This is a genomic window from Colwellia maritima (assembly GCF_022669015.1).
Lineage (GTDB): Bacteria > Pseudomonadota > Gammaproteobacteria > Enterobacterales > Alteromonadaceae > Colwellia > Colwellia maritima.
In genome coordinates this window covers 1,895,251-1,910,712 of record NZ_JAKKSL010000001.1, presented here as the reverse complement: position 1 = coordinate 1,910,712, position 15,462 = coordinate 1,895,251, and the positions used below count along the sequence as shown (strand labels likewise).

The 15,462-nt window shown below is 37.7% G+C and carries 6 protein-coding genes and 6 pseudogenes; 5 read left to right on the top strand and 7 right to left on the bottom strand.

Features of this window, described 5'->3' with window-relative positions; all coding sequences use genetic code 11:
* Positions 1-98: 98 nt before the first annotated feature.
* Together L3081_RS09295 and L3081_RS09290 are read right to left on the bottom strand one after the other, a co-directional pair.
* Positions 99-1,267: pseudogene (locus L3081_RS09295) on the bottom strand (IS3 family transposase).
* 376 nt (positions 1,268-1,643) lie between these two features.
* Complete coding sequence (locus L3081_RS09290) at positions 1,644-1,871, bottom strand: hypothetical protein (RefSeq protein WP_242285735.1); 228 nt, start codon at positions 1,869-1,871, stop codon at positions 1,644-1,646.
* Here L3081_RS09290 and L3081_RS28165 point away from each other — a divergent pair.
* From L3081_RS28165 to L3081_RS09270, 4 genes and pseudogenes are all read left to right on the top strand, one after another.
* On the top strand, positions 1,792-2,013 hold the full coding sequence (locus L3081_RS28165; protein ID WP_242285710.1) for a PEP-CTERM sorting domain-containing protein: 222 nt from the start codon (positions 1,792-1,794) through the stop codon (positions 2,011-2,013). The two genes, L3081_RS09290 and L3081_RS28165, sit on opposite strands and share 80 nt — an antisense overlap.
* A 396-nt stretch (positions 2,014-2,409) precedes the next feature.
* Positions 2,410-3,580, top strand: a pseudogene (locus L3081_RS09280) (IS3 family transposase).
* Positions 3,581-3,709: 129 nt separating this feature from the next.
* A complete protein-coding gene (locus L3081_RS09275) occupies positions 3,710-5,092 on the top strand; it encodes a M20/M25/M40 family metallo-hydrolase (RefSeq protein ID WP_242285109.1) in 1,383 nt (460 codons plus the stop codon).
* Between the two features lie 220 nt (positions 5,093-5,312).
* A complete protein-coding gene (locus L3081_RS09270) occupies positions 5,313-6,353 on the top strand; it encodes a LacI family DNA-binding transcriptional regulator (RefSeq protein WP_242285107.1) in 1,041 nt (346 codons plus the stop codon).
* A 202-nt stretch (positions 6,354-6,555) separates the two neighbouring features.
* Here the strand turns inward: L3081_RS09270 and L3081_RS09265 are convergent, their stop codons facing one another.
* Positions 6,556-7,434, bottom strand: coding sequence for an AraC family transcriptional regulator (locus L3081_RS09265; RefSeq protein WP_242285105.1), 879 nt, complete (start codon positions 7,432-7,434; stop codon positions 6,556-6,558).
* A 149-nt stretch (positions 7,435-7,583) separates the two neighbouring features.
* Here L3081_RS09265 and L3081_RS09255 point away from each other — a divergent pair.
* Positions 7,584-8,937 (top strand): annotated as a pseudogene (locus L3081_RS09255) (MATE family efflux transporter).
* A gap of 163 nt (positions 8,938-9,100) precedes the next feature.
* On the opposite strand, the pseudogene pgi reads toward L3081_RS09255, so the two are convergent.
* From pgi to xylA, 4 genes and pseudogenes are all read right to left on the bottom strand, one after another.
* A pseudogene (gene pgi / locus L3081_RS09250) lies at positions 9,101-10,683 on the bottom strand (glucose-6-phosphate isomerase).
* Positions 10,684-10,869: 186 nt separating this feature from the next.
* Positions 10,870-12,889: pseudogene (tkt, locus tag L3081_RS09245) on the bottom strand (transketolase).
* Between the two features lie 139 nt (positions 12,890-13,028).
* The gene (gene tal / locus L3081_RS09240) at positions 13,029-14,000 is read right to left on the bottom strand and encodes a transaldolase (protein WP_242285100.1); all 972 of its coding nucleotides are present in this window, start codon (positions 13,998-14,000) and stop codon (positions 13,029-13,031) included.
* Positions 14,001-14,128: 128 nt separating this feature from the next.
* Positions 14,129-15,451: pseudogene (xylA, locus tag L3081_RS09235) on the bottom strand (xylose isomerase).
* Positions 15,452-15,462: the final 11 nt, after the last annotated feature.

Genomic DNA, 15,462 nt, shown 5'->3' with positions numbered 1-15,462 from the left:
CATAGGCGCCAAAACAGCTCATAAAGACGCTAATTATGTCGGGTTTCTTTACACGTTGAGATTTTACTGACCTGGTCAACTAAATTCAGTCACCCTAGTTAAGCAACCATTTTTAATTCTTTATCAGCTAGCTCAAATTCATTTGGACTTTGGTAATCCAGATAAGAATGAAGTCTATGACTGTTGTACCACATTGTTATATAATTCAATATATCTTGCTGCGCATCATAACGTGTTTCATAGTTACGCCAGTGAACACGTTCTTGTTTTAAACTGCCGAAGAAGCTTTCGGCAACGGCATTATCCCAAAACAACCTTTTTTACTCATACTCCCAACAAAACCATTTGATTTGAGCAATCGACGATATTGATGACTCGCATATTGAACACCTTGATCTGAGTGAACTATCAATCCTGCTTTGGGTTGTCGCTGCCAAATAGCCATCGTTAACGCATCACAAACAAGCTGTGCTTTCATTCTCGAACCCATACTCCACCCAACAACTTTCCGTGAATATAAATCAATCACGACGCATAAGTACAACTTGACCTTCCGTTGTCCAAACGTACGTGATATCACCTACCCACGCTTGGTCTTGAGCTTCTACGGTAAAATTCTGCTTAAGCTCATTTTGATAAATAGGCTTGTTATGATCGCTGTTCGTTGTTGCCTTGTATTTCTTTTTATAGCGAACCCAGACATTTGCTTCTTTCATTAACTGAGCTGTTTTTCTTCGACTTACAGGAAAGCTCAGTGTATTGAGTACCTTTTTAATGCGTCTAGCACCATAAGTATTGTCACTAAATTTGGCAATGTCTTTGATCAACTCAATCATTTCTTGATGGTCTAAATCATCAGATTCACTTAATTTACGTTTTTGATAACTATAATAATTATTACTTTTAACACCCAGTACATGGCACATTAAAACCACAGGCCAGATCTTCTTATGTTGGGCAATAAACGAATACTTTACTTCGTTTCTTTTGCAAAGAAGACCGTCGCTTTTTTTAATATTTCGCGCTCCATTTCGAGACGCTTCACTTGCGCTTTTAAGTTGCGGATCTCTTCTTGCTCAGGCGTTAGTTTTCCATTACCACGAAAAGCATGCCCATCATCATTCTCAGATTCTTTTATCCAACGACCAAGCATGTTTGGGTTAACTCCCAAATTTCTAGCGGCTTCAGCTTGTGAATAATTTTGTTCTATCACTAAAGCGATGGCATCAAGTTTAAATTCTTTTGAATATTTTTTACGTTTTGTCATTTCAATCTCCAGTTAAGTCTATTATTCCTTAACTGGGGTAGTCGAATCAATTAGACCACGTCATACAAAAGCAAAGAAATCATAAGATATTACAAAATAACAATAAATAGTATTGGCACGTTCTAAGCACTACTAAATGAATTATCATCATGAGTGCTTTCGTAAACAGCTGTGAAGGATTAAGAGGAATATCAAATGAAGAAAAAATTAATAACCACTCTACTTATATCATTAATCATGTTGACCAAATAGTTTTGCGCGTGCAGGTTTAATCTTAGAGGTCCGGGAAAGTGGTAGGTGTGGACAATATAATCATTAACAACAATATCTATCGTTTCGATTTTTTCGCAACCCCTTTCTCTCTTTCAGAATCGCTTTACTCTGAACAATTCGCAATAGACGCTGCGACTGGCATAGCAGCGATGTTCGTAGGCACGCTGTTTGAAAATGCACCACCTAGTATCGATGGAACTGGAGCCGACTCTGTTGCAGAGTGCAGCATATCTGCTAACTGCTTTATAAATGTGGCATATGCATATGACTCTAATAAAGTAACTTCTGCATACGCTTTCATACGAACAGATATAGCACCTATAGCGGGCAATAACTTTACCCTCTTCGGCAACACTCGCTATTCCAACGTTGTTTTCGCAAGAGCGACTGCAGTTCCCGAACCCTCAACACTAGCTATCCTTGGTTTAGGCCTAATGGGCTTAGCTGCACGTAGGTTCAAAAAACAAGCTTAATTAGTTATCGATAAGGGCTAGCTTAGGCAAACCCATACAATTGATAAACACCAAGAAGCATCTGCCCTTTCGGCCGGTGCTTTTTTTTGCATAATAAAAAGGTACTTTCTAGCGTTTGACTCACTGTGTAAGAAGTCTGCCCCTATAGAAAATACTCTAATAGGGGCTAATTCACGTTTATATTCAGCTATAATAATTCGTGTACGTTATGGCATCGTAAAGCTTAAAACAAATAAGGATGAAATAACGCAATTATGTCTTATGTTTTTCACTTATTTATTAGATACTCGTTCAAGAAGTAACATCATTGGATAATCTTACGACTAACCTATCTGACGTGGTCTAATTGATTCGACTACCCCAGTTAAGGAATAATAGACTTAACTGGAGATTGAAATGACAAAACGTAAAAAATATTCAAAAGAATTTAAACTTGATGCCATCGCTTTAGTGATAGAACAAAATTATTCACAAGCTGAAGCCGCTAGAAATTTGGGAGTTAACCCAAACATGCTTGGTCGTTGGATAAAAGAATCTGAGAATGATGATGGGCATGCTTTTCGTGGTAATGGAAAACTAACGCCTGAGCAAGAAGAGATCCGCAACTTAAAAGCGCAAGTGAAGCGTCTCGAAATGGAGCGCGAAATATTAAAAAAAGCGACGGTCTTCTTTGCAAAAGAAACGAAGTAAAGTATTCGTTTATTGCCCAACATAAGAAGATCTGGCCTGTGGTTTTAATGTGCCATGTACTGGGTGTTAAAAGTAATAATTATTATAGTTATCAAAAACGTAAATTAAGTGAATCTGATGATTTAGACCATCAAGAAATGATTGAGTTGATCAAAGACATTGCCAAATTTAGTGACAATACTTATGGTGCTAGACGCATTAAAAAGGTACTCAATACACTGAGCTTTCCTGTAAGTCGAAGAAAAACAGCTCAGTTAATGAAAGAAGCAAATGTCTGGGTTCGCTATAAAAAGAAATACAAGGCAACAACGAACAGCGATCATAACAAGCCTATTTATCAAAATGAGCTTAAGCAGAATTTTACCGTAGAAGCTCAAGACCAAGCGTGGGTAGGTGATATCACGTACGTTTGGACAACGGAAGGTCAAGTTGTACTTATGCGTCGTGATTGATTTATATTCACGGAAAGTTGTTGGGTGGAGTATGGGTTCGAGAATGAAAGCACAGCTTGTTTGTGATGCGTTAACGATGGCTATTTGGCAGCGACAACCCAAAGCAGGATTGATAGTTCACTCAGATCAAGGTGTTCAATATGCGAGTCATCAATATCGTCGATTGCTCAAATCAAATGGTTTTGTTGGGAGTATGAGTAAAAAAGGTTGTTCTTTGGGATAATGCCGTTGCCGAAAGCTTCTTCGGCAGTTTAAAACAAGAACGTGTTCACTGGCGTAACTATGAAACACGTTATGATGCGCAGCAAGATATATTGAATTATATAACAATGTGGTACAACAGTCATAGACTTCATTCTTATCTGGATTACCAAAGTCCAAATGAATTTGAGCTAGCTGATAAAGAATTAAAAATGGTTGCTTAACTAGGGTGACTGAATTTAGTTGACCAGGTCAATCTATTCCTCTAAATATTAAGAGGCTCTAGATTAATCAACGTAAGGTTTAGTAAATAAACGTTAAGGAATTTTATGTTTAAACACAAAATAAGATCAATGTTCATTCCATTCACGCTAAGTGTTCTATGTGCTTTTAGCTCACACGCTATGGCTTTATCAGAGGCAGAGCAAACACAGATTGAACTTTTAAAAAACACAGCGTTAAATTCAGATCTTTCTTATCAAATTGTCGAGTCACTTACCACTGAGGTTGGCCATCGATTCATGGGCAGTGAAGGTGATAAAAAAGCAATAAAATGGGCCACAGCTAAAATGAAATCCCTTGGGTTTGATAAAGTGTGGACTGAAGAAGTCTCTGGTCCAAAATGGTCTCGAGGTGAAGTAAAAGCGCGCATAGTTACCCCTTTCCCTCATGATGTTGTTGTTATTGCTTTAGGCGGTAGTGTAGGCACAGAACAAACGGGCATAACGGCACCTGTAGAGCACTTTAAAACACTTGCTGATTTAAAAATGGCCCCTAAAGGTAGCTTAAAAGGAAAAATTGCTTTTGTATCCTATCAAATGACACGGCACATAGATGGCCAGGATTATGGTCCGGCAGTAGGAGCACGCGTAGAAGGCGCTAGTATTGCTGCTGAAAAAGGGGCTATTGCATTCATTATGCGTTCTGTAGGTACTGATAACAATAGAATTGCACATACAGGTATGATGCGTTACAAAGAGGGAGTAAAGAAAATACCCGCTGTAGCACTATCTAACCCAGATGCAAACTTACTTGTTAATCAATTTTCTCGTGAAAAAACGGTAAATTTTCATTTGAAAATGACCTCTAACAATCCTAAAGGCGAAATGGTTAAATCTGCAAATGTTATTGGTGAAATCACCGGCAGTGAATTTCCTAATGACATTGTAGCAATTGGTGCTCACTTAGATAGTCGGGACGTTGGCACCGGTGCTATGGATGATGGTTTAGGCGTTGCAATGGTGCTAGCTTCTGCACATCATATTGCTCAACTCCCTGTACGACCTAAAAAAACATTGCGTGTTATTTTATTTGCTGCTGAAGAAGTTGGGTTACTGGGTGCAAAAGCTTACGTTGATAAGCATAAAACGAACATGGATAATCATATCATTGGAGCAGAATGGGATTTTGGTCTAGGTCGCATATATAAAATGACTCCAGGTGTTGGAGCAAGTTCTCTAAATGGTATACGAGCGTTAGCAAATATTTTAGCCCCTATGGGAGTGTCATTAGCGCCCACAAATGACGCCCGTGCGCAATCAGATATGAGTTTACTGTCTGATGCCGGCATGCCCAGTATTAATTTTTCACCTGATGGCAGCACTTACTTTGACTATCATCATACTGAAAATGATACGTTAGACAAAATTGATCCCGACGCATTAAAACAAAATACAGCGGTATATACTGTTTTCGCGTATTTTGCTACGCAATCGGCGATAGATTTTAGAAAATAGATATCACTTTCGTTTTAACATACTCCTTGAACAACAGCTAATTCAAGGAGCATGTTAATGTTACTATTGGCACTGACATTATCTAATTTAAATCACTGTTTTTATTTGTATTATATAAAATTTAATTTTAAAAGGTTAAATTGAATTATTAAATGATATCGCTACCAAATTTTGTTATAATGCAGCCATGTAAGATGAATTAACGTATGGAATTAATTTAGTGACGGCTTCTAAACGCGCAAGAATACAAGATGTGGCTAAAATGGCAGGCGTTTCAAGTATGACGGTATCCCGAGTGCTGAGTAATCATGCGAAGGTGAGTGATGCAAAACGTACCCTAGTTATGGATGCGGTGAAAGCGCTTAATTATCGACCTAATGTTTCTGCGCGCCGATTAGCGAGTAATAAGTCATTTTTTATTGGTTTACTCTACTTTGACTCAGATACTTCTTATGTAAGTAAATTTCTACTTCGCGGATTAAAAAGTTGTCGCTTAACTGGGCATCATTTGGTTGCAGATGAGATTGATGAAGATTCTGAAAAATCACTCGCTTCTGTACAAGAACTTATTGAAGTAACTAAAGTGGATGGCATAATATTATTACCCCCTGTTTGCAATGATACTAAATTGCTTGAAATGCTTAAAGAAAAAAATATTTCCTTTGTAAGAATAGCGCCTGACAGCCAATTTAATTTATCACCTTATATTTGTATGGATGATTATCAGGCAAGTTTTGAGCTGACTGAGTTATTAATAAAACAAGGTCACACCAAAATTGGTCATATTATAGGGAATCCTAATCAAGGGGTCAGTCGATTACGTTATCAGGGCTATTTAGACGCCTTACGTTCAAACAAAATTTCAGTTCCGCCTGAATATATTGAACAAGGTTTATTTACTGTTGATTCAGGTTTAATGGCAGCCAAAAAAATACTGTCTTTACCAAATAGGCCAACCGCAATATTTGCTGCCAATGATGAAATGGCAGCAGGCGCTTTATCAGCGGCACATATGAATAGACTTTCTGTACCTAACGATTTATCTATTGTTGGATTTGATGATGGCCATATTGCAACGGCCGTTTCACCCAACTTAACAACCGTTCGACAACCCATTAAACAAATGGCTGATTTAGCCGTTGAAATCATTGCTTCAGGTAAGTTTTCTGATTTATCTACGTCCAATACTCGCGAGTATCGTAATGTGTTAGATTTTGAAATTATTGAGCGAGATTCTACGAAAAAACCTCAGGAAACGTAAGTTAACCTCAGCTCGGCTTAATAAATCTTTCTATAATGGCTATTTTTACTAACTTCTTCGTTAAATTCACTTGCAATAGACTAGCTATTGACGCGTAAATTTGCCTTGAATTAAGCAAAACTATCTCATTATAGTGATAAGAGGAAAATTAAATACTAATTTTCAATGAGTTAAAAACTTCTTAACCCGAGTTGAGGTTAAGTTAGTCTTTTTCTAAACTTCGCCATTTCCCAGGGCTGATTCCATAGAACAATTTAAATCGATGAGCAAAACTAATGCTGTCAGCATAGCCAATACTAAAAGCTATTTGCTCTAAATTATAGTTGGTATAGCGAAGTAAATTACAAGCGTACTCTAGTCGGTACTTAGTTATAAGTTTTAATGGAGACATATCAGTTTCTCGTTTACATAACCGATAAAACTGAGGTTCTGAAAGATGCATTTTTTCAGCAAGTATTGCAACCGTCCACGGATATTGAAGCTGTTTTTTTACCGATTGAATTAATGAGGTAAATTTACATTGTTGCGGACTTAAATTGACGTTCTTATTGGTAGATTGCTCAATTTGGTAAATTAAAACCTCAATTAACCCTGTCATTATCTCGGTTTGATGTTGACCTGATACATGATTAAGATCTCGCAATAATGTCATCGTTTTATAAAGCGGTTGTGCTTTATCTGATTGAAATACTGAAGGAGACAAATCATGAATATAATTAAATTGTGCACAATCATGTAAAAGCAGCCAACTCATACTCCAATGCTCGTCAGCTAATTCGTAAAGAAATGGTGTGCCGACAGGTAAAATAAGAATGCTACCCGGTGTGATTAAATATTCACCACTTTCTAAAGTTACTTTTCCGGCGCCTGAGTGGGTAACCAATAAGTAATGAACATGTACTCTATTCACTTCTTTTTTATCAAACAATTCACCTATACCTGTTTTACCTATTTGATATGCCGTTCTTAATGTTGAAACCCCTGCACAAGCAATCAGTGAATCGGCATGACCTGGCATTGTTTCAAAGTTTAGAAAATACTCTTCACAGTCTTGGTGAATGTTTAATATATCTTGCCACATAAAAATACTTAAATGATAGTTTTGAACATAATAGATGATATTTGCACTTATCGTTATAACTGCTTAAATGAAATAAAATAGAGCCACTGTAATATTACACAAATATTACGTAATTATCTCTTTCACATAGCCTTTAACGATTTAAATTTATGACCTTATTCGATACCAATTTTATTAAGAAAGTCACCAAACTTGCTTGGCCAATATCCTTACAAAGTGTTTTAGTCACCCTACTTGGTATGGTAGATATTATTATGGTATCACACCTAGGTGACAGTGCCGTTGCTTCGGTGGGAATTAGTAACCGAATATTCTTTGTATTTCTCATTATCATCACAGGAATTGCCTCAGGCGTTGGCGTAATGTCATCGCAATATTTTGGTGCTTGTCAGTTAAGTAAAATCAAACGAACCGTACTGATGGCTATAATTTTTGCCATGGTTGTCGTGTTACCTATTGTGATACTTAATTGCTATTTTGCATCGAATATATTGGCGGGCTAGTGCTGACTCAACTATTATCATGTTAGGTGAGCAATATTTATGGATAACCTTTCCTAGTTTATTTTTTATTGCGGTTATCATCATTTTTGAAAATGCGTTACGAGGAACCGGGCAAGTTAAATTACCCATGGTATTTAGCGCCTTAGCCATTGCGTTAAATGTTGTATTAAATTACTGGTTCATCAATGGAGGCTTAGGTATTGATGCTATGGGTGTTAAAGGTGCTGCTTGGGCAACCACAATTGCTCGACTATTTCACTTAGTTGTTATTGTATATACATTGAAAAAAATAGCACACCCCATTTTTCCATCCCGTGATAGCTTTGACCGGCTATATAGTCTATCAAAATGGATAAAATTCGCCCGACTGATCTGGCCAATGATGATAAGTTTTGGTGTTTGGTCGTTAGGCACGTTTGCCTATCAATTAATCTATGGACAAATGGGTACGCAAGAGTTGGCGGTAATGAGCATATTAACCCCCATTGAAGGTGTACTGATCGCCTCTTTCTTTGGTTTTGCCTCCGCATGTTCAATTGTTGTAGGGCAAAAGCTAGGAGCAAACAATTTTAATGCAGCATGGCAAACCGCAATTATATTTGCTATCGGTGCACCAATAGTGACATTTTTTCTAGCGCTATTGTTATATTCATTTGAAGATCTTATTTTTCAACCTTTTCAGTTAATGTCTTCTGATACGTTAAAACTCGCGGCAGAAATATTTTTACTACTCATTTTTGGTACCTGCATTAAAGTATTTAATATGACACTATCTATTGGTGTTTTACGTGCAGGCGGTGACAACAAATATTGTTTGCTGATAGATTCTATTGGTATGTGGGTAGTCAGTATTCCATTAACATTACTCGCCGCATTCTATTATCAATGGCCTTTATTTTGGGTAGTAGTCACCGCGTATTCTGAAGAAATATGTAAAGCCCTGTTGTTTACATTGCGGATGCGACAAAAAGGTTGGCTAAAAAACTTAACAACTGAATAACTGAATAACTAACGCAAAAATCCGTTACTTCGCCGGGTTAATAGCGTCGTAACGGATTTTATTTCAGGGTATTAACTTCGAAGTATTAACATTGCGAGGGAATTAAGCTTACTTATAAAATACCAACTCCCCTTTTAATTGAATCCATTAATGGAAAAATGGGTTACTTATTCTCTTGATAGAAATGTATTAAGCCTTTAGTAGAGCTGTCATGGTTTTCATTGATTTGCCCTTTCTCTAGCTCCGCTTGAATATTGTTGGCAAGTCCTTTGCCTAATTCAACGCCCCATTGATCAAATGAACAGATTTGTAAAAGAATACCTTGTGTAAATATTTTATGCTCATACAACGCAATTAAGCTGCCGATAGATCGCGGTGATATCCGCTTCATTAGAATAGTATTGGTGGGTCTATTGCCTTTGTGTACCTTGTGCGGGGCAACTTTATTAATATATTCAGCGGTTCTGCCTTTCGCTTTTAAATCTTCACGGACTTGCTGTTCGTCAACACCTTGCATTAAGGCCTGCGTTTGTGCAAAAAAGTTAGCCATGAGTGTTTCATGATGACCTTTTACCGGTGTAACACTTTCAATTGAACCGATAAAATCAGCAGGCACAATATTATTGCTTTGGTGTAAATATTGGTAAAATGCATGTTGACCATTAATGCCAATTTCTCCCCAGATAGTCGGTACTGTTGGGTAATCTATTGTTTCACCATTCCAAGAGACAGATTTACCATTACTTTCCATTTCAGCTTGTTGTAAATAAGCGGATAACATATGTAGTGATTGATCATAAGGCAGTATTGCTTGTGATTGAGCCCCTAAAAATGTACAGTTCCACAAACTTAGTAAAGCCAAAATAACCGGGGCATTTTGCTCTAGAGGTGCTTCACAAAAATGATTGTCAATTTCATGCGCCCCTTCTAATAATTGAATAAACTGTTCAAAACCAAGATCAATCGCAATAGGTAAGCCTATGGCAGACCACAATGAAAATCGTCCGCCGACCCAATCCCACATATCAAAAATATTTTCTTCTTTAATACCAAATTCGGTGGCATTTTTCTTATTTGATGATACCGCAACAAAGTGTTTAGCAATAGACGACTCATCAAACGAAGCCGCAACTAGCCAACGCATGGCTGTTTTAGCATTCGTCATAGTTTCTGTCGTGGTGAACGTTTTACTCGATACAATGAATAAGGTTTTTTCCGGGTTTAAAGGTCTTAATACATTCGCTATTTGCGTGCCATCTACATTAGAAACGTAATGCACATTTATACTATGATCACTGTAAGGTTTAAGTGCTTCAGTTACCATTTGAGGACCTAAATTTGAACCACCAACACCGATACTTACCACATCAGTAATACGTTTTCCTGAATAGCCTTTCCAATGACCTTGGCGTACTTTATCAGTAAAGTTTTTCATTTTATTTAAGGCATTTTGTACATCTTCATTGATGTCGTTGCCCTCAAGTAAAATGGCTTTTTGTGAGCGATTTCGCAAGGCAACATGTAATACAGCTCTATCTTCGGTTGTATTAATACGTACACCTGAGAACATTTTTTCTCGCCACCTTCTAAATCACATTCTTTAGCCAAAGCTAACAACTTGTCCAAGGTGTGTTCGTTAATCAAGTTTTTTGAATAATCGAGCATAAAAGGTGACAGTTTTATAGAGAACTGGTCAAAACGTTGCGGACTCTTTTTAAATAAGTCACTCATGTGTTGATTTTTCATCTCTTTGGCGTGAGCAACCAGTGCTTGCCGCTGTCTAACGAAGTTCTAGATTGAGATTGCATATTAATATTTCCAATGTGGTATCCATTGCATGTATTAAGTGAACTACGGTTGATAGTAGTTCACCTACTTAATGAAACGGATTGTAATGTTAATTTTACTCGATTGATAACAACATTGATCAATCTAAACGGCTTGGTTTTTCTCGATAACCGATAAAGTTGTTGCAATCACTTTTTCAGTTGTAAAACCAAAATGAGTTAATAAATCAGCACCTGGTGCTGATTCACCAAACGATGTCATTGCGATAATCTCACCTGCTCTACCAACATACTTGTGCCAAAAATCCGCATGCGCCGTTTCAATTGCGACAACAGATATTATTGCTGCTTTGGTAATACGCTTTCTTGATAGGCTTTTGACTGTTGATCAAAAAGCGTAGTGCTTGGCATAGACACAACACGAATCTTTTTACCTTGTTCAGCTAAAGCTTTTGCCGCGTCAACCGCAATCCCCACTTCTGATCCTGTAGCAATTAAAATAGCATCAGGTGTTCCGCATAAATCAACGAGTGTGTATCCACCTTTCTCAATCGCTTTAACTTGCGTTGTATCACGTGCTTGGTGAGGTAAATTTTGACGACTGAAAATTAACGCACTTGGACCACCTTGCTTTTGTACAGCAAGTTTCCAAGCAACCGCAGACTCAACGGCATCGCATGGACGCCATGTTGTTAAATTAGGGGTCATGCGTAAGTTAGCGATTTGTTCAATAGGTTGATGAGTTGGACCATCTTCACCTTGTCCAATAGAATCATGGGTATAAACAAAAATATTTTGAATGCCCATTAATGCTGACATACGAACAGCATTACGTGCATACTCCATAAACATTAAGAAAGTACCGCCATAATTGATGAAACCTCCATGTAATGACAAGCCATTCATGATGCCACTCATTCCAAATTCACGCACACCGTAAAAAAGGTAATTACCATCAGCATCACTTGCCGAAATACCTTTCGAACCAGACCATAGCGTTAAATTTGAACCCGCTAAATCGGCAGAGCCTCCTAATAACTCAGGTAACAAAGAGCCATATACTTCAATTGCATTTTGTGATGCTTTACGACTGGCAATGTTTTGACCTTGTTTTTGGCAAAGGTTGATATATTGATCCGCTTTTCGTTCAAATTGCTCTGGTAATTTTTCTTCAATAACCCGACGAGTAAATTCTGTTGCAAGCTCAGGGTAACTGGCTTGATAAGCTGTGAATAATGTTGACCATGCTAATTCTGCTATGTCGCCTTTGCTTTTAGCATTCCAACCCTGATAAACATCTTCTGGAATATCAAAAGGTGCGTGTGGCCAGTTTAAAAATGCTCTCGTTGCTGCTATTTCATCATCACCTAAGGGGGCACCATGACAGTCGTGTGATCCTGACTTATTTGGCGAACCAAAACCTATGGTTGTTTTACAGCATACCATGGTAGGTTTATCGGTTATTTTTTTAGCTTCTTCAATTGCTTGATTAATGGCAACGGGATCATGACCATCAACACTGCGAACAACATGCCAACCATAAGCTTCAAAACGTGTGGTGTATCGTCGGTAAACCACCCTGCTACTTTACCGTCAATTGAAATACCATTATCATCCCAAAAGGCGATTAGTTTTCCTAAACCTAAAGTGCCTGCGAGTGAACAAACCTCATGAGAAATCCCTTCCATTAAGCAGCCATCACCTAAAAAGCAATAGGTGTAATGATCAACAATATCGAAATCTGGACGGTTAAAATGTGCTGCCAAAGTTTTTTCAGCAATAGCCATACCAACGGCATTTGAAATACCGGCACCTAATGGGCCTGTGGTTGTTTCAACACCAACAGTGTAACCATACTCTGGATGACCAGGGGTTTTAGAATGTAGTTGTCTAAAGCGTTTTAATTCATCAATAGGTAAATCATAGCCACTTAAATGTAATAGTGAATAAATTAACATAGAACCATGACCATTACTGAGCACAAAACGATCGCGATCTGACCAATTAGGGTTCGTCAAGTTATGCTTTAGATGATCATTCCATAATACTTCTGCAATATCTGCCATACCCATAGGTGCGCCGGGATGTCCTGACTTTGCTTGTTGTACTGCATCCATAGTTAAAGCGCGAATAGCATTAGCGAGATGCTGCCTTGAAGACGTCATGATGATTTCCTTTGATTTATATAGTGATATTAATATTGTAATTGCTCAGTGGATGCGTATGAACCACCAAGCAATAGGGTTGAATAACGCGTATTGCGCGAGTATTCATAATGCAATTTAGTGCTAAACACCTAGTTAACTAGTGCGTGTTAATTAGTGCGGTAACCATCTCTTCTAAAATGGCTTGGTCTTTTGCAAAATTACGAATGCCTTCAGATAATTTTTCAACAGCCATAGCATCTTCATTATGCTGCCACGCAAAACTAGATTCAGTCAGTGCGGTTATTGCCTCGCGCGACTGTGTTGGGATTTTTCTTGCATCTAACTTAGTTTCAAGACAAGCTTCAGTTGCTTGTAGTTGTGTTAGTAATGCAGGTGAAATAGTTAATAAATCACAACCTGCTAACTCAATAATTTCAGACGTGTTTCTAAAACTTGCTCCCATGACAACAGTTTTATAATCATAGGTTTTGTAGTATTCATATATACGAGTAACAGACTGCACACCTGGATCATCAGCGCCAATAAAGTCTTTCCCTTCTTGAGTGATTGCCTCTTTAGCTTTATACCAATCTAAAATACGACCAACAAAAGGAGAAATTAAGGTAACATTAGCTTCTGCACAAGCAACCGCCTGCGCCATGCTAAATAACAATGTTAAGTTACAAGCAATGCCTTCTTTTTCTAATTGCTCTGCCGCTTTAATACCTTGCCATGTAGAAGCTAGTTTAATTAAAACACGGTCTTTATTGATACCGGCTGCCTGGTAAAGGTCAATTAATTTACGACCTTTCTCAATACTTGCTTCTGTATCAAACGATAATTTAGCATCAACTTCTGACGAGATACGACCTGGTACATGCTTTAATATTTCGCAACCAAAGTTCACAATTAATTGATCACATACATTGTCAATATCTGTTTGGCCATCTACCGTTGATTTTTCAATGGCATCATCAATCAAGTGTTTGTACTGTGGTAGTTTTGCTGCTTGTAAAATAAGCGAGGGATTAGTGGTTGCATCAACGGGGTTTAACGCTTTAATAGAGTCTACATCTCCACTATCAGCTACAACTTTGGTGACGAGTTTCAATTGTTCTAATAAATTCATGTTACTTAACCTTAAATCGGCTTAATTAGTACTAGTGATAAAAGGATGCTAGTGATTATGATTAACCACTAGCAATCCTTACTGTTAGTTTGCTAAATTTGCTTATTAACCAGAATTCGGTTTATAAATTAAACGTAACGATTAACAATGTTTTCTAGTAACTCTTGACGACCAGAAACTTGTTTAGGGCTAATATTTTCTTCAAGAACTAACTTAGATAAACTTTCAAGGCTTTGCTCACCAGACATGATGCTTTGACCTAATTTACCTTTCCGGCCGAATTTTCGTAACGTTCGTCAACAAATTTAGTTAAAGGCGCATCTTCAATTAATTTAGCCGCGTTAACTAAAGCTTGAGCCATAGTATCCATACCACCAATGTGACCAATGAATAAATCATCACGTTCACATGATTGACGACGAAGTTTAGTATCAAAGTTAAATCCACCAGTGTCTAAACCACCCGCTTTAAGGATTTCGTACATTACTAACGTACATTCAGCTACGTCGTTAGGGAATTGGTCTGTATCCCAACCGTTTTGCATGTCGCCACGGTTAGCATCAACACTACCCATGATACCTTCAGCACAAGCAACAGCAATTTCGTGATGGAAACTATGACCTGCAAGCGTTGCATGGTTAGCTTCAATGTTTACATGTACTTCACCGGAATACCATGCTTGTGTAAGAAACCGGAAACAGTCGCTGTATCGTAATCGTATTGATGCTTAGTAGGCTCTTGAGGCTTAGGCTCAATTAATAACTTACCTTTAAAACCAATTTTGTTTTTATGTTCAATAACCATTTTAAGGAAACGAGCGTATTGCTCGCCTTCTTGCTTAAGGTTAGTGTTTAATAAAGTATCGTAACCTTCACGACCACCCCAAAGTACGTAGTTTTCACCACCTAAACGATGTGTAACATCCATAGCATGCTTAACTTGAGCAGCAGCATATGCGTAAAGATCTGGATTAGGGTTAGTTGAACCACCCGCACAAAAACGTGCATTTGAGAATAAGTTAGCTGTTCCCCAAAGTAATTTAACACCTGTGCGATCCATTTCTTTTTCAAAAATGTCAGCAATGTGATTAACATTTGAATGGAATTCTTTTAAAGAATTTCCTTCAGGAGCAATATCTGCATCATGGAAACAAAAATAAGGAGCACCTAGTTTTTCGAAAAATTCGAAAGCAACTTTTGCTTTTTGTTCAGCAAATTGTAATTGGTTACCTGTAGGTTGGATCCAAGGACGATCAAATGTACCTTCACCAAAAATATCGAAACCAGTTGAACAAAAGTTGTGCCAATAACAAGCAGCAAAACGTAAATGTTCTTTCATTGTTTTGCCAAGTACGATTTTGTTTTCATCATAATGACGAAAAGCTAGTGGATTAGTGCTGTTAGCACCTTCAAATTGAATTTTTTTACGTTGTTAAAAAATTGTTCACTCATGGTTTTCTCCT

What these genes read in the sequence shown, in the direction of transcription:
- L3081_RS09275 (WP_242285109.1), top strand. Translation starts at nt 3,710, where the DNA reads ATGTTCATTCCATTCACGCTAAGTGTTCTATGTGCTTTTAGCTCACAC.
- L3081_RS09265 (WP_242285105.1), bottom strand. Translation starts at nt 7,434, where the DNA reads ATGTGGCAAGATATATTAAACATTCACCAAGACTGTGAAGAGTATTTT.
- tal (WP_242285100.1), bottom strand. Translation starts at nt 14,000, where the DNA reads ATGAATTTATTAGAACAATTGAAACTCGTCACCAAAGTTGTAGCTGAT.